Raw genomic sequence first — 22,640 nt, 5'->3', positions numbered from 1 at the left:
GGTTCAGGATAGGCGCCTTTCAGGAGAAACGCAACATGGTACAATGTCAAAAGCTTTTGCGAAAAGGCGGAACGAGCTGTGAAAGGTGCTTTAAGATGCTTTCCGGGGGGAATGGAGCGTGGCGGAAAAGCGATACGATGTGATCATTGTTGGTGCAGGTCCTGCGGGACTTTTCGCCGCTCTGGAACTGACGGAAAAAGGTGCTTCGGTTCTCGTCGTGGACAAGGGGCGTTCCCTGGAGGGGCGGAAATGTCCGCTCAAGAACGGGGCGGTGGGGCAATGCATCCATTGCTCTCCCTGTAGTGTCATCTGCGGGTGGGGGGGAGCCGGAGCATTCAGCGACGGAAAGCTCACGCTGACTCCGGAATTCGGAGGCAACCTCGAGCGCTATGTGGGAAGGCATGTCCTCGAACAGCTTATCCCGGAAGTGGATGCGATCTGGGTTCACTACGGCGCGGACACGCCCGTCTTCGAGCCCGATGCCGCCTTCGCCGGAGAGGTGGTCAAAAAGGGGCGTTTTGCGGGGCTTCAGGTCATCCCCGCAAAAATCCGCCATATCGGAACGGATCGTTCCCAGGAGGTTCTCGCCGCCGTCCGGGAGGCGCTTGCATCACGCTGTGACGTACTGCTCGAGACGGAAGTCGCGTCGATCCTCTCCGACGACGGTGCGGTGAAAGGGATTCGCCTGGTGGATGGCCGGGAGATTCCATCCCGATTCGTGCTCGTCTGTCCCGGAAGGGAAGGTGCCCACTGGATGGAGCGCGTTGCGAGAGAACTCCGGTTGCACGTGGACTCCCTTCCAGTGGATATCGGTGTACGGGTCGAAATTCCCCGGGAGTGGGCGGACGGTCTCACCGAGCAGTTCTACGAAGTGAAGGCGCTCTTCAACGCGCCTACGTTCGACGATCGGGTCCGCACGTTCTGCATGTGTCCGGGAGGCGAGGTGGTCACGGAATATCAGAGCGACGGCAAGGTGGTGGTCGTCAACGGGCACAGCAACAGAGAGACGAAGACGGAGAACACCAATTTCGCCATTCTCGTGAGCACCGACTTCACCGAACCGTTCCACGATCCCAATGGGTATGGCACGCACATTGCGCGGCTGGCGAACATGCTCGGAGGAACGGTACTGGTTCAGCGTCTCGGGGATCTTCGGGCGGGCCGGCGTTCAACGGCGGAGCGGATCCGAAGGGGACTGGTCCGCCCGACCCTGGCGGAGGCGGAGCCGGGAGATCTCTCCTTTGTGCTTCCTTATCGCCACCTCACGGACATTCTCGAGATGCTTCACGCCCTGGACACCATCATGCCCGGCATCAATGGCCCTCATACGCTCCTCTATGGGGTCGAGGTAAAATTCTACAGCCTCCGTCTCGGATTGGACGAAACATTGCAAACCTCCATTTCCGGGCTCTACGCCGCTGGAGACGGGGCCGGAGTGACGAGGGGCGTGATTCAGGCATCCGCGAGCGGCCTCGTGGCAGCCCGCTCCATCCTGAGGGCTGCGGAACCTTTTTCTCCGCAGGGACAGTGATGTGGACCCGAGAGAGGCGCGGAGGAATGTCGAGGGATCGGTGCGACACACGCTACGGCATTCCCTGGAGGAGCTGCAGGCGAGGATGTGAGGGAAGTTGTTCCGGAAAGGTGTTGTATGGCTTGCTGTGGAGTGAGAAGGAGGAAAATTCATGGAGACGACGTTGGATGTGAGAGCGCTTTTCAAACTCAGCTATGGGTTGTACATCGTGGGAGCCACCTGGGAGGGGAAATGTAACGGACAGATCGCCAATGCGGTCATGCAAATCACCGCAGAGCCCATCTGTGTCACGACCTGTCTTCACAGGAACAATCTCACCACGGAGTTCATCCGGCAAAGCGGCGTGTTTTCCGTGTCCGTCCTGGAGCAGGATGTGCCCATGCCGTTCATCGGGAATTTTGGTTTCAAGTGTGGCAGAGACATCGATAAGTTCTGCAATGTTCAGTACCGACCGGCGCCTCTCGGTTCCCCCTTCATCCTCGACTGGACGGTGGCGGTGCTGGAGGCAAAGGTCATCGCCGTTCAGGAGGTACATACGCATATCCTCTTCGTGGGTGAGGTTGCGAGCGCCGAAGTCGTCAAAGAAGGCGACCCCCTCACCTATGCGGATTACCATCGTCTCAAGAAGGGCAAGTCCCACAAGAATTCGCCCACATCCGTCTTCAACGATGTGAAGGGGCTCTGACGGTTCGGGTTGCGATATATCGTGTTCTTCGCGGCCTCCGGAATAGACCCGGTGGCTGTTCAGGGGACCGGACCTCCTCGCTCGCAAAAAAGAGGATGTGTCCGGTCCCTCTGTTGTCCCACCGGAAAGGAGGCGTCGTCCTTGTTGCTTCCGCTGCGATGTCGCACGTGTTTCGATGCTCTCTACGAAACCTATGCTTCTCCTCGTTATCTGGATCCGGATCCGGTCCTTTTTCTTCACCGGTATGATACGCCGGAAGATGTGGAGGTCGCGGGTCTTCTGGCGGCATGTTTCGCCTACGGTAAGGTCCGTCAGATCCAAAGGAGCGTCGAAATTCCCGACTTCGCCGGGTTTGAAACGGGAAGCCTTGCAAACACCGGAAAGTGCATCTTGGGTGGGCACTACACAGCCCCTCTTTTCAATTCTGTGAAAAGAGGGGCTGTCGTTTGAGGCGGATTTTTCGGTCTCACCGTGTCTCGGGGCTCCGAAAGGTATTTCGAAAGGGAAACAGGAGATCTGCTCCCGGCTCGTTCAGTTCCTGCCCGTCTCTTCCCCCGCTGTTCCGTCTCCGTCCGTCCCGGCGCTCCGGATCCCTTTCCGGTTCCTGTATTTCCTCACCGACAGGATCTCCGTGTTCCCCAGTCCCCGGACGAGGCCCAGGGAACGGTAGATCTTCCGGGCGCTCTCGCTCATGGCCTTCGGGAACCGGTAGAGTTTCCCCGTCTCTTCGTCCTTCATGAGGGTGGACTGGACATCCAGCAGGGCGGTCCGGATGGCCCGGGCGCTCATCACCGCGTTCTGCCGGACCGCCACTCGGTGCTGGAGATGCCGGAGGAGGGCGAAGGCGAGGTAGGTGAGGGCTATGTGGGCCTCGATCCTGCGGGGTACCCAGTGATAGACAGGGCGGATGGAGAGGTCGTGCTTGTTCACCCGGAAGGATTCTTCGATGCGCCACAGGCTCCCGTAATGGGCGAGGATGTCCTGCGCTTCCGCGGCACTTTCCACGGGCAGGTCGGTGATGACTCCGTGAAGGCCGTCCCACCGGCTGTCCCGGAGGATCTTCTCTTCGTCCAGGATGTAGCGGTCCTGTCCGTTTGCATTTTCAAGGGAGAGGTATTTGTTCGTCCCCCGGTTGGTGACAAGGCTTTTTCCCGGAAGAGCCTTCTTCCCCTGCAGTTTTTTCCGCAGTCGGGCCAGAAGCCGTTCCCGGTCGGAGGCGTCCTTCCGGGCTCGTTGTTCACTCCAGGTGACGAGCAAATTTCTCCCGTTTTCGAGGGGGACGGAGTACCAACGGGAAGGGCTGCACGTTTCTCTCTCACCCTCCGGGAAGACAGGCGAACCTCCGGGCAGGGGGGAGTAGTTCCCGGCGTCCAGGATTTTCTCCCTCATGGTCCGGCTGAGACCCCGGAGTTTCGCTCCCACGACGAAGGAGCATCCCGCCTTCTCCACTTCGTGCAGGTTCTCTTCCGTGAACATGGCCCGGTCCGCCACCACCACCGCCTGCCGGGGGGAGAAGGTCTCCATGCATCTCCTGAGCACAGGCACAAGAGTATGCCCTTCAAAGGTGTTTCCCGGGAAAAGGTCGTACCAGAGGGGAAATCCTTCCGGCGTCACCGCCAGGGCGAGCACCACCTGGGTCTCCTGTATCCTGTTGTCCTTGCTGTACCCCGACACCCTCAGGGCATCCGCCTCAAAGCTTTCGAAATAGAGGGTGGTCACATCGAAGAGCAGCAGCGACGCCTTCGTCTCGAAGAGGGACGCGGTCTCCCGCGCCACGATCTCCCTCACCCGGTCCGTCTTCTTCGCCAGGGCGTCCATCATTCGGTAGATCCTGTTCAGCGACATGTCCGTCCCGCCCTCGTCCTCCAGCCAACGGGACATCCCCCGCTTGCTCGAAGGATTGGCGAGGGCGCAGGCGAGGCATTTCTTCAGGACTTCCGTGTTCCCCTTCCCACGGCTGGATACCCCGAAGATCGCCTCGAAGCCCAGGGAGGAGAACAGGCTCTCCACGACTTCCCCAGGCCCTTCCGTCACCTGTTCCAGGTTCTTCATCCCCCGGAGGCTGACCCGCTCCCCGTCCCCGACCGGCCGCTCCCACGCCTCTTCGTTCTCGAGGAGGGAGAACCCCGGAAGAGAGGGCTGCTCTCTCTCCTCCATCTCCAGAATGAGCTTCCGCCCCAGTTCCCGGAGCTCGGAGAGCTGCTTCTCGTCGTGGGCTATTCCCACGTGCTGGAGAATGACCTGGGAGACCCGTTTCCCGGTGCGAACGGATTTGACGATCTGGACTGATTTTCGCGGACTGAGCTTTGAGGATTTCACCCGGATATACATAAAAGAAGTATATCCGGAGAAAGACAATATGTCAATAGGGCAAATATGCTAGGCACTACATTTTGATTTCCGGCTTCCCGATCTTCTGAACCCCCATGAACACTGCATCCCTTTTTTCAAAAATCCTTGTTTTCTCGGGAAAAATGGCGAAGTCGGGAAAAAAGAGGATGTGTCCGGTCCCTCTGTTGTCCCACCGGAAAGGAGGCGTCGTCCTTGTTGCTTCCGCTGCGATGTCGCACGTGTTTCGATGCTCTCTACGAAACCTATGCTTCTCCTCGTTATCTGGATCCGGATCCGGTCCTTTTTCTTCACCGGTATGATACGCCGGAAGATGTGGAGGTCGCGGGTCTTCTGGCGGCATGTTTCGCCTACGGTAAGGTCCGTCAGATCCAAAGGAGCGTCGAAATTCTTCTGAACATTCTCGGTCCGGAACCGTCCAGCAGGCTTGTCGGAATGCCGGAGGAAGAATTCGTCGCCTCGTCGTTTCCGCTGCGTCACCGTTTTACAGACCCGGAGGAGACGGTGGCGTTGCTCCGGGCCATTCGTCTGGCGCTGCGGCGGTATGGTGGACTGGAGTCCCTTTTTCGCGAGGGAATGAACGTTCCCATGGAGGGGGAAAGAAAAATTTTTCATGCGAACCGTTCCATTCGTGCGCTGCGGGGGGTGACCTCTTTCGTGCGGGTGCTGACGCAACTTGGCGCCGTGCCTCCGGGAAGAAACCGGAGCAGTCTTCTGGCTTCGCCGGAAAAGGGGAGTGCCTGCAAACGCCTGTTCCTTTTCCTCAAGTGGATGGTCCGTCGCGATGCCATAGATCCAGGGAGATGGACGTGCCTGCATCCCTCCGAGCTGGTTTTACCGCTGGACACGCACATGTTCGCTCTCTGTTCGGCCTGGGGTTTCTGCGAGAGACGTCACCCGGATCTTGCCGCCGCGCTGGAGGCCACGCGGGTTTTCCGGGAGATCAATCCCGAGGATCCTCTTCGGTATGATTTCGTGCTCACCCGTTTCGGCATTCGTCCCGAATTGTCTATGGAAGAACTCTGCCGCAAGATTCCCGACGAGAGCAACGAAGGGAAATAGTTCATGGAAAGAGAAAAAATTTGAAGGATATGCGCTGATTTTAGCGGATAAAGGGGGTTCCCTCCGTCGGAGTGGTACAGGAAAGGAAAGAGGAGCGTGTCTTTTGCCTTCAGATGACGGAAAGTAAGGAACGTGCTATCATTGACGGTGAAGAACAAAACAGGCAATCCATATTATTTTTTTATTACGTTGTGTTGTTCCGTTTTGTTTTTACTCCTGGAATTATCACGTCAAACGCAACGGAGGTGGAGCCAGCTCCCGACAGACCTCCACCGGAATGGGCCATCCGAGGCACTTTCGTGGCCTGTTGTCGAGGAGCGACACGTACTGATCCACCTCCTCCCGGCTCACGCTCCGGAAGTCCTTTCCTTACTCATCCGGGCATGTCGGGCGAACTCTTTGCCGTTGTCCACGGTGATGCTGCGGTAGGCGCTCCATCAAGAATCCATGGGACCGCTTTCGCCAGGGGGGCGAAGCCCTGCTTCTCAGGGGGGCGGCCACAAGGGAACGAAGACGTTCCCTTTGCGGTGAAGCAAGGGCCGAATCGCTCCCGGAAGGCCTCGGGCGGTTTCCGCGGTACACCGTGGGAACCGCGAGGAAAAGCTGCTCCCGGTGAATCACCTGCGCCGGGGACCAGTGTTTCTTCATTCCCCGGCGCAGGATCTCCAGAACGAAGGGATCGGACAGTTTCAGAGACCTTCAACAGGATTCGCGAACCTTGCCAGAGCGGTCCTGAGCTCGAACTCCGCTGTTGTCACGGGCGCCGCCGCCTGCGCGGAATCTCCCGGCGGATGGCGCTCCTGGAACGCCCGATCCGGGAAGCGATCTCCTGCGGGGATACTCCGATTCGCAGGCCGATGACGATGATCTCGCGCTCGTCTCTGGCAAGATGGTGGCGGCTCATGGCCGGTTTCTCCCGCTAGCTGGCTGTTGTGGCGACTCTATCTTAGCGAAGGCCTTGCCGTGGACCTCTCTGTTTTTTCTCGGGGTGTCTCCCTTCCCTTAGCCCTTGTTACGTTTGAAGTGTAAATCCACCATCCGAAAGAGAGAACTGGCTTCTCGGCGTGTGACGTGTTGTCTTCGGTATTCTTCTCACAAAAGATACGCCCGACGGTCCTTCGACCGGCGCGAGGTTCAGAGGGGAGGTGATGTCCGTCGGGAGTTCGGAGCTGAGGTAGTCCCTTCGACGCGAGGGAAAGGCACGCGTTATGCGGCGAAAGATCGGTTCGTATGCTTTTCGGAGGCATGGAGAGTGCGAAGAAAGGATGGGATGCATGAAGAGAGAAATGAAAGTCTTCCTGTTGTTCCTCTTGACGTTCGGCGTCCTTTGTATGGCGGGAGCCGCCTTTGCGGAAGATCCTGTGTACGGCGGTATCCTTCGCTGGCGTGAGATCAACGACCCTCCGAAGCTCGACCCAGCCCAAGCCACGGATACGGTTTCCAGCCGGGCCATCTACCTCATGTTCGACAGCCTTGTGGAAAACGACAGCGATGGCAAAGGGGTGCTCCCTGCGCTGGCCGAGAGCTGGGAGGGAAGCGAAGGCGGCACGGTGTGGACCTTCAAGCTCCGGAAGGGTGTCCGGTTTCACAAGGAATGTCTGGGAGAACCCACGGCGAACGGCGGGCGGGAAGTTACTGCACAGGACTGGAAGTACACCTTCGAGCGAATGGTGCGGGACAATTCTCCCCGGGCGTATTTCATAGAAATGATCGAGGGCTATCAGGACTTCGTCAGCCGTGATGAAACAGGTGCGACGGAGTGGAGCGGCATCAAGGTCCTGGATGAGTACACCCTGCAGTTCAAGCTGACCTATTCCTTCGCGCCCTTTGTCAGTGTCCTCGCCTACAATTCCTTCATGGTCATTCCCAGGGAAGACGCGGAAAAATGGGGCAAGGAGTTCAACTTCCATCCCGTGGGAACGGGACCGTTCATGCTCGAACGATGGGATCATGACCAGAAAGTGGTTCTCAAGAAAAATCCTGACTACTGGCGGAAGGATGACAAGGGGAACCCACTGCCCTATCTCGACGGCGTGGAACTCGTGATCATTCCTGACAACACCATCGCCTACGAGGAATTCAAGAAGGGCAATCTCGACGCGTTCCAGGATTTCCCCGATGAGTTCTATGTGGAGGCGAAGGCGACCTACGGGCCGCTCTTCCAGGAACGTCCCTGGGTGGGAACGTATTACTACGGATTCAACAATAGCAAGGAACCTTTCAAGGGCAACAGAGCGCTTCGCCAGGCCGTCAACTATGCGGTGGACCGGGAGCGCATCAGCGATCTCGTCATCGAAGGGCGGTATCCTCCCGGTAAAGGGGTATTACCCCCTGGGATGCCCGGTTTCAATCCAGACCTGAAGGGGTACAGCTATGATCCGGACAAGGCCAAGGCGCTCCTGAAAGAGGCGGGATATCCCGATGGCTTCGAATGCGAACTGCAGGTGAACAACAACCCCCGGCACAAGGCGGTGGCAGAGGCGATCCAGGCTCAGTTGATGGAACTGGGCATCAAACTGAACATCAAGGTCGTCGATTGGGGTGTGCACCTCGACATGTGCGAGCGTGCGGAGACACAAATGTTCCGCATGGGATGGGTTGTGGACTATCTCGATCCGGACAATTTCCTTTACGTGCTGCTGCATTCGAGCAATCACGGATCGAAGGGGAACTATTCCTTCTACAGCAATCCCGAGGTGGATGCCCTGCTCGCCGAGGCACGGGTGGAGACGAACTGGGATAAACGCATCGAGCTCTACCGCAAGGCGGAGCAGCTCATTGTGGAGGATGCGCCGTGGGTATTCCTCTTCCACTACTCCACAAGCCTTCTTGGGCAGGAATGGGTGAAGAACATGCACCTGCCTGCCATGGGTGACTACTCGACGCCGCTCTATAATGTGTGGGTGACGAAGAAATAGGGCGTCAGAGACAAAGGGAGGAGAGCGTGTCTTTCCTCCCTTTTCGTGTGTCTTCGTCCCGACTTTGAATTGGGGGGTGTGCTCGTGTTCACCTATTTTCTTCGGAGACTCCTGTACACGATTCCCGTCCTCTGGGGTGTCGTCACAGTGGTGTTCATTCTCATGGCCGTCGTTCCAGGAGATCCTGCGCGCATCATGATGGGGCAGCGCGGCGATCCCGCGACGCTGGCGCGGATACGCGCCGATCTTGGGCTTGATCTTCCTCTGCATCGGCAATACACGAAGTTCCTCGGTGAGCTGCTCCGAGGCGATCTCGGAACTTCCTACCGGAGCAACGAAAAGGTCTCCATCGCTCTTTCCGTGCGTTTCGGTGCTACCTTGCGTCTTGCCTTCTGGGCCATGGTAGTGGCCTCCGTACTCGGTGTCACTGCAGGGATCGTCTCGGCGGTGAAGCAGTATTCCGTGTTCGACTATTCCGCCATGTTCCTCGCCATCTCGGGAGTCAGCGCTCCCGTCTTCTGGGTCGGGCTTCTTCTTCTGCTTGCCTTTGCCTACAATCTGCACTGGATTCCCGGAGTCGGCTACGGCGACGGTCAGGCGATCTATCTGATCCTTCCCGTGCTGACCCTCGGTGTCCGTCCGGCGGCGCTCATTGCCCGGCTTACGCGCTCCTGCATGCTCGAGGTGTTGAACCAGGACTACATCCGTACCGCCCGCGCAAAGGGGCTCTCCGAGAAGATCGTGGTGATCAAACATGCCCTGAAGAACGCCCTGATCCCCGTGGTGACCATCATCGGAACCCAAGTGGCGGAGCTTCTCTCCGGAGCGGTGCTCACGGAGACGATCTTCGCCTGGCCCGGCATAGGCCGGCTTGCGGTGGAAGCCCTTGTGGCCAGGGATTTTCCCATGATCCGAGGAACTGTCATCTTCATGGCGCTTATTTTCCTGGTGACCAATCTCGTGGTGGACCTCTCCTATGGCTTCATCGATCCGAGAGTTCGGTTCGAGTAGGTGGCGATCATGACGGAAAGAACGACACCTGCTGCATCCGGCGGAAGTCTCTGGTTCGAGGCATGGCTCAGATTCCGGAGAAACCGGCTTGCCATGATCGGGCTCGTCATGGTGATCACGGTGATTCTCGTGGCGGTTCTGGCGACGTGGATCTCTCCCTACGACCCGCTCAAGCAGCTCATCTGGACCGAGGGTAAGGCCGTCCGCCTCGCTCCCCCCTCGGCGAAGCACTGGTTCGGCACGGATCTGTACGGCCGGGACATTCTGAGCCGGATCATCTTTGGAGCGCGCATTTCCCTGCAGATCGGCATCTTCGCGACCCTCGTCTCTCTGGTCATCGGCATTCCTCTCGGGGCACTCGCGGGATATGTGGGGAAATGGGTGGACGATCTCATCTCCTGGCTCATCAACGTGGTCTTTGCCTTTCCCTTTCTCCTCTTCGTTCTCGCGGTGGTTGCGGTGTTTAAAGATCCGAGTCTCGTGGTGGTCTACATCGCCATCGGCATGGTGAATTGGGTTTCCATCGCGAGGGTGGTTCGGGCTCAGTTCATCTCCCTGCGGGAGCGGGAGTTCGTAGAGGCCGCTCGCGCTCTCGGCATGCCCTCGTGGCGGATTATCTTCGTGCATATTCTTCCCAATGCTCTGGCTCCCGTGATCGTTCAGGCGACGCTGGGAATGGGGAGCATCATCATGATCGAGGCGGGGCTGGCTTTTCTCGGCTTCGGTGCGCAACCTCCCACGCCGAGCTGGGGACTGATGATTTCCGAGGGGCAGAAGTATCTCGGCCAGGGGCAATGGTGGTGGGCGATTTTCCCTGGGCTCGCCATCATGTACACGGTGCTGGCCTTCAATTTCCTCGGAGACGGCCTTCGCGATGCGCTCGACGTGCGCCTGAAGCGGTAGGAGGTGCTTTCCCATGCCCTTGCTGGAAGTGAAAGGACTCAAAACCTATTTCGACACGGATCGCGGCGTGATCAGGGCTGTGGACGGCGTCTCCCTGAGCATCGAAGCGGGACAGACCCTGGGTGTGGTTGGAGAGTCCGGATGTGGAAAGAGTGTTACGGCTCTCTCCATCCTGCGATTGGTGCACAAGCCCGTGGGAAGGATCGCCGGTGGGGAGATCCTCTTCGACGGCAAAAATCTCCTGACTCTTTCCGAGCAGGAGATGCGCTCCGTGAGAGGAAACAGGATCTCCATGATTTTCCAGGAACCCATGACGAGCCTCAATCCCGTCTATACCGTGGGGGAGCAGATCATGGAACCCCTCATGCAGCATCAACGGCTGGATAAAAACAAGGCTCGGAAAAAAGCTGAGGAAATGCTCGATCTGGTGGGTATTCCGGGGGCGACGCGTCGTCTCGATGAATATCCACATCAATTTTCCGGTGGACAGCGGCAGCGCATCATGATCGCCATGGCTCTCGCCTGCAATCCCGGATTGCTCATCGCCGACGAGCCCACCACGGCGTTGGATGTGACGGTTCAGGCACAGATTCTGGATCTAATGAACGATCTGAAGAAGGAGTTCGGCTCGTCGATCCTTCTCATCACCCACGCCCTGGGGGTCATCGCCGAGACGGCCCAGCGCGTTGTGGTCATGTACGCGGCCCGGGTGGTGGAGGAGGCGGACGTGGAAGCGCTCTTCCACAAGCCCCTGCATCCTTACACGAAGGGACTCTTGCACTCCATTCCCCGTCTCGATGAGGACCGGGAACGTTTGGACGTCATTCCTGGTGTTGTGCCGAATCCCCTGGATTTTCCCGAAGGGTGCCGTTTCCATAACAGATGTTCCTTCTGCTTCGAAAAATGTCGCATGCAGGAGCCTCCGCTCTTTCTTCTGAAGGGAGGACGTTCGGTGCGGTGTTGGCTTTGCGCGAACGATCCGGACAAGGTGGGTGAGCGCCATGACTGAACCAGGAAAGGAGCAGCGAAGGTCTGCTCCGTCTGCACCGATTCTCTCCGTGATGGGGCTGAAAAAGTATTTCCCTATCCGGAAGGGCCTTTTTCGCAAGACCGTCGGCAATGTCCTCGCTCTGGACGGTGTTTCTTTCTCGGTGAACGAGGGAGAAACCCTGGGGCTCGTCGGAGAATCGGGGTGCGGCAAGACCACCACGGGACGAACGCTGCTGCACCTCGTGAAACCCACCGAGGGAACGGTTCTCTTCCGCCAGATGCCAGTGGGGGAAATGCTCCGGAAAGATCCCGCAGGTGTGCGGAGGAAGATGCAGATCATCTTTCAGGATCCTTACGGGAGTCTGAACCCGCGCATGAACGTGCGGGACATCGTGGGGGAGGCGGTGCGGTATCATGGTATCGCCCGAGGGAAGGACGTCGATGGCTACGTGGTGGATATTCTCGAACAGTGCGGACTCCGTCCGGAGCACCGCTTTCGGTACCCCCACGAGTTCTCCGGAGGACAGCGTCAACGCATCGGCATCGCCAGGGCGCTTGCGGTCAAACCCGAGTTCGTTGTCTGCGATGAACCTGTTTCCGCGCTGGACGTTTCCATCCAGAGCCAGGTACTCAATCTGCTTTGCGATCTCCGGGAGCGGCTCGGTCTCACCTACCTGTTCATCTCCCACGATCTTTCCGTGATCCGGTATATCTCGGACAGGGTGGCGGTCATGTACCTGGGGAAAATCGTTGAGTTCGCTCCGAAAAAAGCATTTTTCGCCGCACCGCTTCACCCTTACGCGGAGGCGCTTCTCTCGGCCATTCCCGTTCCGGACCCGGTAAAGCAGCGGAAGCGCATTATCCTGGAAGGAGATGTCCCCTCTCCGGTCTCGCCTCCCAGCGGGTGTCGTTTTCACACGCGCTGTGCCCATGTGATGGACCGCTGCCGCTACGAGGAACCAGCCCTCCTGGACGGAGGCTCCGGCCATTTCGTGGCGTGCTTTCTCCATCATAAGGAGGTGGAGGAACGGCCTAAAAGCTTCTAAAGACTTTTCGGGTCATGGGGTTCCCTGTACCGCAACGGCTGGCTGGTCGGAAAAGGTAAGCGTGCAGAGCACGATTTCCGGAACGCTGCTTGTGCGGAAGGGGGGGCCCCAGGTGCCTACGCCACAGGAAACGTAGAAAATGGTTTTTTTCTTTCGCAACACTCCCCAGCTTTGTTCGTAGATTCTTTTCGTGATGAGGTTGAAGGGAAAGAGCTGGCCGTTGTGGGTGTGCCCCGAAAACTGGAGGGACGCGCCGGCGTCCGCGGCTTCGTCAAGATCCAGAGGCGTATGGTCGAGGACGACCACGGGAAGATCTGCGGGAGCGGAGGATTCGGCGAGGAGCGTTTCGAGAGGTTTTCGGGAGTGGCCGAACCGGGGGGCCTGGCGGTCGTTCCGCCCCACCAGAAGGAGCCGCCCTGCCAAAACGACGGATTCGTCCTTAAGAATACGGACGTTTCCCTTTTCGATGTAGGCCAGTGCTTCCTCGATGCCTGCATAGTACTCGTGGTTTCCCGTTACCGCGTAGACACCGAGCGGTGCATCCAGCTTTTGCAACTCCTTTGCTAATTCGGCCTCCTCCGCCTCGCGGACGAGGCCATCCACGATATCTCCCACCAGGAACACTGCATCGGGTTTCGTTTCGTTCACGCGCTGGAAAATGTGTTGCAAGCGTGCGTTGTGGATGATTTCCCCCGCATGGATGTCGGTGACGACGGCGAATCGGAGCTGTTCCGGTCCGCTGCCCAAGGGAGTCGGAAGTGTCATTTCCATGAGGCGGACTCTTGGGGTGAGAGCGTTGATATACCCCAAAAGAAGCAGTACTCCGATGCCGATGCCTCCCCAGATCCACAGGTGGGTTGTTCCTGCAGGGGAAAGGGGGCGGAGGAGAAAAGGGGCGAGACTGCTGCAAAGCCTGTAGAGATCCATCATCAGTGCCAGAAGGAGCGCATAGGTCAGGAACCCGAGATAGAGAGCTCCGATCCAGAGGAAAGCGGTTCCGAGCCAATAGGGGAGCATTCGGCCCAGAATGCGCCCCAGTGGATACGCAAGGAGAACGAAAAGCCAGGCACTGTAGAGGATGGGGCGAATCCATGGAACGATGGTCGTGGCGAGATGAAGGTGACGAAAGAGATACAGGTTCGTCATCGTGTAAACCGAGAGAAAAAGTGTCAGAAACAGACCAATGTTTCGCACGGGTCTCTCCTTTCGCGCGCTTGGGAAGTGCTCTTCGGAAAAAGGTTCGACAGGAAACACAGAGAGAAGATGTGCCTTTCTCTTCCTTCTCGTTCGTATCATAACAAATCGGAGGCAGATGAAAACCGCCATTTCTGAAAAAGTGACGGTCGACATAAAGGCCGTCGCTCTGTTCCATGACAAAAGGAACCTCTGAATAAGGCTGCGTCAGCCCCGCAGGGCGCTTCGCAGAGCCTGATGCGACCAGAGTCAAGGGAAAGCGAAAGGTCTTTATTCAGGGTTTCCAAAAAGAGATCATTTCTCCATACGTCGGAATGAACCACAGATCGGGTCCCTTGCATCATCGTCCGCTTTCTCTTCGGGTTGAGACGGGAATCTTTCAACTCTTTTCGAAAAGACCACGACAGGCTGGTGAATGCTACAATGTTCTTGAACGCAAAGAGGCAAGATACCCTGAACGGGCGATGTCGTTCTTTGGAAGCGTGCGGATGCCTGCCTCTCTGGCAAGGACTGGGGGAGAGAAGAATGAAGGACGGACGGAACGAGCGTGTTGTCTATGGCATCTCCCGGTTGACCGATTATGACATCTATCTGTTCCGGGAGGGCAACCACTGGAGTCTTCAGGACAAACTTGGCGCGCATCCCATGACGGTGGAAGGGGACGATGGTACGCTCTTCGCCGTTTGGGCTCCCAATGCGGAGCGCGTAAGCGTCATGGGCGACTTTAACGACTGGGACCATGGTGCACATCCTCTCGCGCCGCGGTGGGACAGCTCGGGAATCTGGGAGGGATTCGTGCCTGGAGTGGGCAAGGGATGCCTCTACAAATACCACGTCGGCAACGGGGACTTCAGTGCGGAGAAGGGGGATCCCTTCGCTCTGCGGTGGGAGGAACCACCCCGGAGCGCTTCCGTCGTGTGGTCTTTCGAGCATGTTTGGAACGACGGAATATGGATGCGCGAGAGGGCTTCCCGAAATGCCCTCGACGCTCCTTTTTCCGTGTACGAAGTTCACCTCGGTTCCTGGCGGAGGCGGTACGGTGCTCTTCTGAGCTACAGAGATCTCGCGGAGGAACTCGTTCCCTACGTTCGGGACATGGGGTTTACCCATGTAGAGTTCCTTCCGATCATGGAGCACCCGTTCTACGGGTCCTGGGGGTATCAGTGTATCGGCTATTTTGCTCCGTCGAGCAGATTCGGCACTCCAGAGGACTTCATGAACCTGGTGGACCGATTTCACCAGGAGGGAGTCGGTGTCATTCTGGACTGGGTTCCCTCCCATTTCCCTGTGGATGGACACGGACTGGGGCTTTTCGATGGGACGCACCTCTTTGAATACGCGGATCCGCGCAAGGGATTTCATCCCGACTGGAACAGCTACATCTTCGATTTTGGCAAAGGAGAGGTGCGGAGTTTTCTCATCAGCAGTGCCCTCTTCTGGTTGGAGCGGTACCACGCCGACGGTCTTCGGGTGGATGCCGTAGCTTCCATGCTCTACCTCGATTACTCTCGCAAGGATGGCGAATGGATTCCTAACGAGTTCGGAGGAAGAGAGAACCTTGAGGCGCTTCAGTTTCTCCGGAGGCTCAACGAGGCCGTCTACGAACGAGTTCCCGAGGTGCAGACCATCGCGGAGGAGTCCACGGCGTGGCCGCTCGTCTCCCGCCCCACCTATGTGGGAGGGCTCGGATTCGGCATGAAGTGGAACATGGGGTGGATGCACGACACGCTGTCCTATTTCTCCAAGGATCCAATTTTCAGAAAATACCATCAGAATCAGCTCACGTTCAGTCTTATGTACGCCTTCACGGAGAATTTCTGCCTCTCCCTCTCTCACGATGAAGTGGTGTACGGTAAACGTTCCCTCTTCTCCAAGATGCCCGGAGACGATTGGCAGAAAGGAGCCAATCTCCGTCTGCTTTTCGGCTACATGTTCGGTCACCCCGGCAAAAAGCTTCTCTTCATGGGAGGGGAATTCGGTCAGTGGCAGGAGTGGTATCACGAAGAAGGGTTGCACTGGGAGCTACTGGATTTTCGTCCCTTCAACGGAATTCTGCGTTGGGTCATGGACCTGAACTGGTTCTATCGCAACCGACCTTCGTTGTATCGCAGGGACTTCTCTTGGGATGGCTTCCAATGGATCGATTTTACCGACACAGAAAACTGCGTCCTGAGTTTTCTCCGTTGCGATGGCTCGGAGCGAACTCTTGTGGTGTGCAACATGACTCCCGTTCCACGGTTCAATTATCGTCTCGGCGTTCCCGGGGGTGGCTTTTGGAGAGAAGCTCTCAACAGCGATGCCGCCGAATATGGTGGAAGCGGTGTCGGGAACGCGGGCGGAGTCATGGCGGAATCCATTTCTTGGCACGGACAGCCACTGTCGCTTTCCTTGGTCCTTCCGCCTCTCGGCGTTCTCTTTTTCGAAGGGGATTCTTCTCATGCCTAGAGAAGCAGGCATTCTCCTACATCTTTCTTCCCTGCCATCCTCTTGCGGTATCGGGGACCTCGGCCCTGGTGCGTATCGTTTTGTGGAATTTCTCGCCCGATCCGGCATGGCCCTCTGGCAGATTCTTCCCTTCTGTCCCACTGAAGAGGGGCGCGGCAATTCGCCCTATAGTGCGTCGTCGGCCTTTGCGGGAAACCCCCTCTTCATCAGCCTTGATTTTCTCGTGGGTATGGGCCTTCTCGAAACGTGCGACAGTCTTCCTCCCGTTCCGTTTCGGGGGGATCGTGTGGAGTACGGAAAAGTGACGACATGGAAAAATGCCATGCTGGGCAAGGCTTTCGAGGCGGCGCTCCGCTTGCCTCAGCTCATGGGTGAGGTGGCTGGATTTCACAGGGCCCAACGTCACTGGCTCGAGGATTATGCGCTTTTTTCCGTGCTGAAGAGAACCTATTCGGGGCAGCCTTGGACGTCCTGGCCCGAATTCTTGCGAAAAAGGGACCCTGCGGCGTTGACGAAAGTCCGGAAGGAGCTGTGGAGGAGCGTGGAGGAGGAGATTTTTCGGCAATATCTCTTCTTCCGGCAGTGGGGTGCTTTGAAGAGTTTCTGCCGCGGAAAGGGCATCGAACTGCTGGGGGATCTTCCCATTTATGTAGACCACGACAGCGCGGATGTGTGGGCTCACCAGGATCTCTTCGACCTCGATGGGGAGGGACGTCCGAACTCCGTGGCGGGAGTGCCCCCCGATTATTTCAGCGAGACCGGACAACGATGGGGGAATCCGCTTTTTCGCTGGAGCGAAAAGCGGAAAGAACTCTTTTCCTGGTGGGAGGCCCGGGTGGCGCACCTTCTCTGTTGTTGCGACCGAATCCGGTTCGATCATTTCAGGGGGTTTTTCGCCTTTTGGTCTATTCCTGGAACAGAGCCCACGGCAGTGCGGGGAACGTGGAGAGAGGGGCCTGGCGAGGCACTCTTCCTGGCGCTGAGGGAGCGTTTCGGCAGGTTGCCCTTTGTGGCGGAGGATCTGGGCGTCATCACCGAGGACGTGCGTCGTGGCATGGAAAGACTGGGTTTTCCGGGAATGCGGGTCCTTCTGTTCGCCTTTGCCGGATTCGATCCCGAAAATCCCTATCTCCTTCACAATCATGACCGAAAAACCGTGGTCTATTCGGGGACCCACGACAACAACACTGCCCTGGGGTGGTTCGACCAGGAGGCGACGCCGGAGGAAAAAGAAGCGCTATCGGACTATCTGGGCTTCCCTCTTGAAAGAGAGGCTGTCGCAGCGGTTTTTCTCCGGATGGCGCTCTGTTCTGTGGCGGAGACGGCAATTCTTCCCATGCAGGATATCCTCGGGCTTGGCCGGGAAGCTCGTATGAACCGTCCCGGCACTGTCTCGGGGAATTGGGAATGGCGTGTGCAAGGAGAACATCTTTCCCTTCCGGTGAGCGAAAGGCTGCGGCGCTTCCTTCAGCTTTACGGAAGAACTCGAAGGTGAGCGAAGGTCGGCGGAGCGGTTTCTCGTCGCGGGTCGCGGGAGGTCGGGTCAGTCCGTGCGTTTGGGCGACTCGGAGGAGGCGGAACGGAGTTCCTTCCGTTGCGGTGCGGGTACTGGGCCGGCCATTTCGTCGAGGGTCACGAATCGGTATCCTTTTGTCTTGAGGGTGTCGATAATGCCGGGAAGTGCCTCGATAGTGGCCTCCACGCCGCTGTGAAGAAGGATGATGCCTCCGGGACCTGTTCTCGAGAGGATACGTTTTGTAATGTCTCCGGAGCTGATTCCGGTGCAGTCGGCGCCGTTGGCTGTCCAAAGCACGGTAGTCAGCCCGGATTTCTGTGCCACTTGAAGGATCGATGCGTCGTAGTTCCCTCCGGGAGGTCTGGCGAAACGGGGTGTCTTTCCGGTAATGGTCTTGAGGGTGCTGGAGCACATATCCCACTCGATATGGACATTCTCCGAAGGGAGCGAGAGCAGGTTGTTGTGGTAGTGAGTGTGATTTCCAACGGTGTGTCCTTCCGCGAGCATCCTGCGGACGATTTCCGGGCTCACCGCAGCCATACGGCCCACGACGAAGAAGGTGGCCTTCACACCTTTTTCCTGCAGAATGTCCAGAATGCGGTTCGTAAATCCCGGATGAGGGCCGTCGTCGATGGTGAGCGCCACGTTTTTCGTGGAGATATCGCCTCGTGCGATGACGAGCGCCTGGGCTGTTCCTTCTTGGGGTGCGTGGAACGCATACCAGAAAAGGGCGATGGTAAGAACGAGAAGCAGATTCCGCAGTTTGTGCATGAACGTGAATACCACCTTTTCGAAGTTTCGAAGCCTTTCAAAGAACATACGGACTCTTTGCCCATCCGTCAAGATGGACCGTCGCGGAGAGGCGCAGGGCGAGCGTGTCACCTCTCCGGGTGGGAAACGGAAAGGTTTTGGGGATGTAAGCGAGGCGAAGTCTTCGTGAATAAGAGAGCGTGACGCTTTCCATGCCTGAACGGAAAAGGTGACGGAAGCAGCGGTGCGATCGTGCAAGGAATGAATCGCGGCTCCGAAATGCCACGAACTTCGAGGGGATATGCGGGAACTATGTTCCATGTGGCGAAAAAAGGGTATCATGGTGTCAGTGCATGCTTCCCCGGAGGTCTTTGGAAATGCTTTCCCATCAGGAGGAGATGTTCGCGCCCGGAACGAGGTGCCCCTGACTGAAGGGGTGATGTTTTCCGATGAACGACGGGTCTCCGTATTGAGCGATCCATCAAGTTGGATTATAGTGTCCCAAGGGCTTGGAGAAGATGAACGGGGTGATCTCATGAGGGACGAACGCATCCTTACCGAAGTGGGAACGAACGAATGGCAAGTGGTTGTCTTCCTCTTGGGAGATCAGAGTTTTGCGATCAACGTGGACAAAACGCGGGAGATCCTTCGATGGACGGGAGTGCGCCCCGTCCCTAAGTCCCATGAGGCGATGTTGGGAATTACGACGGTGCGGGGAGAAGTCATTCCTCTCATCGATCTGGCGGTGTTTCTTGGACACGTTCCTCAGGTTGAGCAGGAACAACGAAAGGTCATCGTCGCCGAGTTCAACAAGATGAAGCTCGGTTTCGTCGTGGATGCGGTTGAGCGTATCTACCGCATCAATTCGGACGAGTTGGACGCCACGCTTTCCGGAACCTTTCTCGGTGAGAATGCGCTTTATGTCATCAAACGGGAGGGGCGGAACATCCTGCTTCTCGATTATGAGAGAATCGTTCAGGTGGTGAATCCCGTACTCTCCGCCCAGTTCCATGTGGATTCCCGCACGGCGAAGAACGTGGTGCAGGAAATCGGCGATCCGAACAAGTACAAGATTCTTGTCGCCGAGGATTCCCCGTTGATTCGGAAGCTCATCCAGGATGCCCTTGGCGAAGGTGGTTTCCACAACGTGGAGTTGGTGAGTCACGGAAAGGCGGCCATGGATCGTCTTCTGGACGAGGGAGATGCCTTTCACCTCCTGATCACCGACATCGAGATGCCTAAGATGGACGGGCTTACACTGACCCGCAAGGTCAAGGAGGACGAAAATCTTCGCAGGCTGCCCGTGATTGTTTTCTCCTCTATCATGGCCGACGATATCAAGAGAAAGGCCATCAGCGTCGGCGCGGATGCCCAGATCACCAAGCCGGAAATCGACATCCTTGTCGAAACGGTGTGCAAACTCCTTGTTCAGCGATAAGAGAAAGGAGCACAGCGGAGTTCCCATGGGTGTTCTTCCCTACTGGGACAGGGACATGGACGTGGATATCGCGTCCTGGGTTTCTTACAGCCTGGATTTCGCGCCCGTGTCCATCAATTCCATGTACAGCGAGCAGCTTCGCTCCATAGCCGCCTTTGCGCTCGAAGTGGGAAGCGAGTTTCTGTACCTCAAAAGTCTGCGGAGTGGTCGTGTGGGAACGCTGTTCCCGGACCATCTCATCGATCCCGAGCGCGATGGAGGAGGGCGGCTCGGTTTTTCCATGGTTTTCGGATATTCGTCGGTCATGGAGACGTTGACCCATCTTCTCGCCCAAGCCGTGCCAGGCTTGAAAGCAGGGTTGACGCTCTGTGGTGTCTGGGACCGTTTCATGTTGCTGGATGAGTGCAAGGTCATCGCTCTTGCGAGCGAGAATCCTTTTTTCGATGAGGAGCCCTTTCTCAATATGCTCACGGAAGTCTTGCAGAAGGCTGCGGGAAAGAATTCTTTCGCTGCGTTCTTCGCCGAACGTTTCGGCTATCGGAGGGGCGCGATCTCTTACGAGACCGACGACGTGACACAGCTCGCCATCTCTCAGCTCCTCTTCGATTTCGAACTGGAGGAGACCAGAAAAATCGTTGGTCCCCTGCCTCAGGTGGCGTTGGAGGGTATCTTTCGAGGAACACAGGAGGACTCCTTCGCTTGAGGCGAACGATTGGATTGTTCCCGGGGATTATGGAGTTTTGCTTCCGTCAGTGAGTGTCGTGCGCTACGGCGGGGTGTGCAGCCCCGCCGTGCTGTTGTGAAGAAAACGAGGTGGCCTGCATGGAAGCGGAGACCACAATGAACGCACATCGTGTCGTTTCTTCGATGTCCGTGGACGACCGTCCGGATTGGACGGATTATTTCATGTCCATCGCGTCGGTTGTCGCCAGCAGGAGCACCTGCCTGCGGAGGCAGGTCGGGGCGGTGATCGTGCGGGGGCGACATATCGTGAGCACTGGTTACAATGGAGCCCCCAGAGGTGTTCGGCACTGTACGGTTGTGGGGTGTCTTCGGGAGGAACTCGGTGTTCCATCGGGCGAGCGCCACGAGATCTGCAGGGGGTCCCATGCGGAGATCAACGCCATCGTCCAGGCGGCGGCGACGGGATCATCCACGGAGGGAGCGGAGCTGTACTGCACGCACGAACCCTGTAGTTTTTGCACCAAGGCAATCATCAACGCGGGGATCCACAGGATTGTCTTTGCCTCCCCCTATCCCGATCCTTTGGCGCGCACATTGCGCGAGGAAGCGGGTGTCGAGGTGGAACAGGTGCAGATCGAGGGATGACGTCGCGTGCTCTTCCTTGGTTGTTTCTTTGCGTGAATCGATCTTGGGAGAGCGGTCGGAATCGGACAGAACCGAAAGAAAGAAACACCGTTCAGGAGGATGAGCGATGACAAAGGATCGGGAGTATGCGTTGGCGTTGTTGAAACAGCATAACACAGAAGAAATGCACGTGAAGCATGCTCTTGCCGTGGAAGCGGCGATGCGGCATTTTGCGGTGAAATACGGAGAGGATCCCGACGCGTGGGGTGTGGTGGGGTTGCTTCACGACATTGATTGGGAGGAGACCATGGCCGATCCGCAGCGGCATACGGAGAAGGCTCTTCCGTGGCTGCGGGAGGCAGGGTACCCTGAGAGTGTGGTACGTGCCGTGCGTTCCCATGCCTGGGGTCTTCTGCAGGAGGATGTGAAGCCTGAGAGTCCCATGGAGAAGGTCTTGTATGCCATAGACGAACTGACGGGATTCGTGGTTGCCGTCGCTCTCGTGCGTCCCAGTAAATCTCTGGGCGACATGGAGGGGAAATCGGTGAAAAAAAAGTGGAAAGACAAGGCATTTGCCCGGGGTGTTGATCGCGATGTCATTGCCAAGGGGGCGGAGCTGCTCGGTGTGCCGTTGGATTCACTCATTGAGGATACGATCGTTGCCCTTCGTCCCGTGGCGAAAGAGATCGGACTGGAAGGATAGAAAAGCTCTCGCCTCTCCCGGGGAGGGGGCCGAAACAATTCCTTCGCTGCTCCCTCCCTGTTGTTTCGAACGAATGCCCTTCACGGCTCTTGCCGGTTTTCCGGGTCCTCCACGTCGTAGCGGAAATCGCAGCAACAGTGTCCTTCCATGAGCGTATGTTCTCTGGTGAGACGAATGCCCGCGTTGAATCCTTCGATGAACGCGAAGTCTCGTTCGCAGGAAAGCGTCGTCCCCAGATCGCGCATTCCGAGGTGCTCGTAGAGTTCGGCGTAAGCGCATCGCGTCACGTTGAAAGCAAGATGCCGGGAGTTTTGTTGCAGGACAGTTATTTCGAGGGCGTTCCCCTCCCGCCATCGGTCGATGACGTTTGTCAGCTTCTCCAGGGAATTCCCCCCGAAACGCTCCGCGCACGCCAGCCCTTCCTGCATGGCGCATTGTGCGATGGCTTCTCCAAGCACACGGCGTATTTCCTCTTTGCCGAAGGCATTCTCCAAAGCGGGAAGAAGGTTTTTGAGAAGACGTGCTTCCACTTCCCTTCGCAAAAGATGTGGAATATCCTCGATGCTTTTGGTTTCCGCCATAGGTTTTCGCTCCTTCCTCGGCACTGTTCCGTTGCTTCTCCGTTTTTCCGGTGCAGGTTTCTCTCGCGTTGTCGGTGAACTTTTGTGGTGAGAGCAAGTGAAGCGGAAGATCCCAAAACGATCACGGCGAAGGAAAGAACGACGAGGCGGCTTGTAAAGGTTTTCCTCGCGCCGCCTCGTCTGTCGTCCACGACCCTGTTGAAGGTCCCC

21 protein-coding genes are annotated in these 22,640 nt (G+C 57.5%); 15 read left to right on the top strand and 6 right to left on the bottom strand.

What is annotated here, in order from left to right; genetic code table 11:
* Positions 1–118: 118 nt before the first annotated feature.
* The 3 genes from K349_RS0107335 to K349_RS0107325 all read left to right on the top strand — a co-directional run bounded on the left by K349_RS0107335 (position 119) and on the right by K349_RS0107325 (position 2,666).
* On the top strand, positions 119–1,531 hold the full coding sequence (locus K349_RS0107335; RefSeq protein WP_029165214.1) for an NAD(P)/FAD-dependent oxidoreductase: 1,413 nt from the start codon (positions 119–121) through the stop codon (positions 1,529–1,531).
* A gap of 151 nt (positions 1,532–1,682) precedes the next feature.
* Positions 1,683–2,216: a flavin reductase family protein gene (locus tag K349_RS0107330; protein ID WP_029165213.1), complete on the top strand. Its 534-nt coding sequence runs from the start codon at positions 1,683–1,685 to the stop codon at positions 2,214–2,216.
* Between the two features lie 141 nt (positions 2,217–2,357).
* Positions 2,358–2,666: a DUF2400 family protein gene (locus K349_RS0107325; protein WP_029165212.1), complete on the top strand. Its 309-nt coding sequence runs from the start codon at positions 2,358–2,360 to the stop codon at positions 2,664–2,666.
* A gap of 81 nt (positions 2,667–2,747) precedes the next feature.
* Here K349_RS0107325 and K349_RS0107320 read toward each other — a convergent pair whose 3' ends face one another.
* Positions 2,748–4,547 (bottom strand): IS1634 family transposase, encoded by a 1,800-nt coding sequence (locus K349_RS0107320; protein ID WP_026369054.1) that lies wholly within the window; start codon positions 4,545–4,547, stop codon positions 2,748–2,750.
* A 213-nt stretch (positions 4,548–4,760) separates the two neighbouring features.
* On the opposite strand from K349_RS0107320, the gene K349_RS0107315 reads away from it, so the two are divergent.
* Entirely contained in the window at positions 4,761–5,627 is an 867-nt protein-coding gene (locus K349_RS0107315) for a TIGR02757 family protein (RefSeq protein ID WP_029165211.1), read from the top strand.
* Positions 5,628–5,852: 225 nt separating this feature from the next.
* Here K349_RS0107315 and K349_RS19870 read toward each other — a convergent pair whose 3' ends face one another.
* Both K349_RS19870 and K349_RS18660 read right to left on the bottom strand, forming a co-directional pair.
* Entirely contained in the window at positions 5,853–5,978 is a 126-nt protein-coding gene (locus K349_RS19870) for a hypothetical protein (protein WP_274703384.1), read from the bottom strand.
* Positions 5,979–6,381: 403 nt separating this feature from the next.
* A complete protein-coding gene (locus tag K349_RS18660; protein ID WP_084460276.1) occupies positions 6,382–6,531 on the bottom strand; it encodes a helix-turn-helix domain-containing protein in 150 nt (49 codons plus the stop codon).
* 370 nt (positions 6,532–6,901) lie between these two features.
* Here K349_RS18660 and K349_RS0107305 point away from each other — a divergent pair, with 370 nt between their 5' ends.
* From K349_RS0107305 to K349_RS0107285, 5 genes are all read left to right on the top strand, one after another.
* Complete coding sequence (locus tag K349_RS0107305; RefSeq protein ID WP_245588021.1) at positions 6,902–8,545, top strand: ABC transporter substrate-binding protein; 1,644 nt, start codon at positions 6,902–6,904, stop codon at positions 8,543–8,545.
* A gap of 84 nt (positions 8,546–8,629) precedes the next feature.
* The gene (locus K349_RS0107300; protein ID WP_029165209.1) at positions 8,630–9,556 is read left to right on the top strand and encodes an ABC transporter permease; all 927 of its coding nucleotides are present in this window, start codon (positions 8,630–8,632) and stop codon (positions 9,554–9,556) included.
* A 9-nt stretch (positions 9,557–9,565) separates the two neighbouring features.
* Positions 9,566–10,459 carry an ABC transporter permease gene (locus K349_RS0107295; protein WP_029165208.1) on the top strand — a complete coding sequence of 298 codons (894 nt, stop codon included), beginning with the start codon at positions 9,566–9,568 and terminating at the stop codon, positions 10,457–10,459.
* Between the two features lie 13 nt (positions 10,460–10,472).
* Positions 10,473–11,468 (top strand): ABC transporter ATP-binding protein, encoded by a 996-nt coding sequence (locus K349_RS0107290; RefSeq protein ID WP_029165207.1) that lies wholly within the window; start codon positions 10,473–10,475, stop codon positions 11,466–11,468.
* Positions 11,461–12,495, top strand: a complete 1,035-nt coding sequence (locus tag K349_RS0107285) for an ABC transporter ATP-binding protein (protein ID WP_029165206.1) — start codon at positions 11,461–11,463, stop codon at positions 12,493–12,495. Before K349_RS0107290 ends, K349_RS0107285 begins: the two co-directional genes overlap by 8 nt.
* 12 nt (positions 12,496–12,507) lie before the next feature.
* Here K349_RS0107285 and K349_RS0107280 read toward each other — a convergent pair whose 3' ends face one another.
* Positions 12,508–13,689 carry a metallophosphoesterase gene (locus K349_RS0107280; RefSeq protein WP_029165205.1) on the bottom strand — a complete coding sequence of 394 codons (1,182 nt, stop codon included), beginning with the start codon at positions 13,687–13,689 and terminating at the stop codon, positions 12,508–12,510.
* A 525-nt stretch (positions 13,690–14,214) separates the two neighbouring features.
* Here K349_RS0107280 and glgB point away from each other — a divergent pair.
* A complete protein-coding gene (glgB, locus tag K349_RS0107270; RefSeq protein ID WP_029165203.1) occupies positions 14,215–16,134 on the top strand; it encodes a 1,4-alpha-glucan branching protein GlgB in 1,920 nt (639 codons plus the stop codon).
* Positions 16,127–17,629 carry a 4-alpha-glucanotransferase gene (gene malQ / locus K349_RS0107265; RefSeq protein ID WP_034265226.1) on the top strand — a complete coding sequence of 501 codons (1,503 nt, stop codon included), beginning with the start codon at positions 16,127–16,129 and terminating at the stop codon, positions 17,627–17,629. Before glgB ends, malQ begins: the two co-directional genes overlap by 8 nt.
* Positions 17,630–17,677: 48 nt before the next feature.
* Here malQ and K349_RS19365 read toward each other — a convergent pair whose 3' ends face one another.
* Positions 17,678–18,421 carry a polysaccharide deacetylase family protein gene (locus K349_RS19365; RefSeq protein ID WP_169731321.1) on the bottom strand — a complete coding sequence of 248 codons (744 nt, stop codon included), beginning with the start codon at positions 18,419–18,421 and terminating at the stop codon, positions 17,678–17,680.
* A 514-nt stretch (positions 18,422–18,935) separates the two neighbouring features.
* On the opposite strand from K349_RS19365, the gene K349_RS0107255 reads away from it, so the two are divergent.
* The 4 genes from K349_RS0107255 (at position 18,936) to K349_RS0107240 (ending at position 21,849) form a co-directional block, all read left to right on the top strand.
* Positions 18,936–19,838, top strand: a complete 903-nt coding sequence (locus K349_RS0107255; RefSeq protein ID WP_029165200.1) for a chemotaxis protein CheV — start codon at positions 18,936–18,938, stop codon at positions 19,836–19,838.
* A 25-nt stretch (positions 19,839–19,863) separates the two neighbouring features.
* Complete coding sequence (locus K349_RS0107250) at positions 19,864–20,541, top strand: hypothetical protein (RefSeq protein WP_029165199.1); 678 nt, start codon at positions 19,864–19,866, stop codon at positions 20,539–20,541.
* 119 nt (positions 20,542–20,660) lie between these two features.
* Entirely contained in the window at positions 20,661–21,167 is a 507-nt protein-coding gene (locus tag K349_RS0107245; protein WP_245588020.1) for a deoxycytidylate deaminase, read from the top strand.
* Positions 21,168–21,273: 106 nt separating this feature from the next.
* Positions 21,274–21,849, top strand: coding sequence for an HDIG domain-containing metalloprotein (locus K349_RS0107240; RefSeq protein ID WP_029165197.1), 576 nt, complete (start codon positions 21,274–21,276; stop codon positions 21,847–21,849).
* Positions 21,850–21,929: 80 nt separating this feature from the next.
* On the opposite strand, the gene K349_RS0107235 is transcribed toward K349_RS0107240, so the two are convergent.
* Positions 21,930–22,430, bottom strand: coding sequence for an L-2-amino-thiazoline-4-carboxylic acid hydrolase (locus K349_RS0107235; RefSeq protein ID WP_029165196.1), 501 nt, complete (start codon positions 22,428–22,430; stop codon positions 21,930–21,932).
* Positions 22,431–22,640: the final 210 nt, after the last annotated feature.

Origin of the sequence: Aminiphilus circumscriptus DSM 16581, from assembly GCF_000526375.1 — a bacterium.
Lineage (GTDB): Bacteria > Synergistota > Synergistia > Synergistales > Aminiphilaceae > Aminiphilus > Aminiphilus circumscriptus.
The sequence above is the reverse complement of the archived record's forward strand: the minus strand, read 5'-3'. Positions and strand labels throughout refer to the sequence as shown.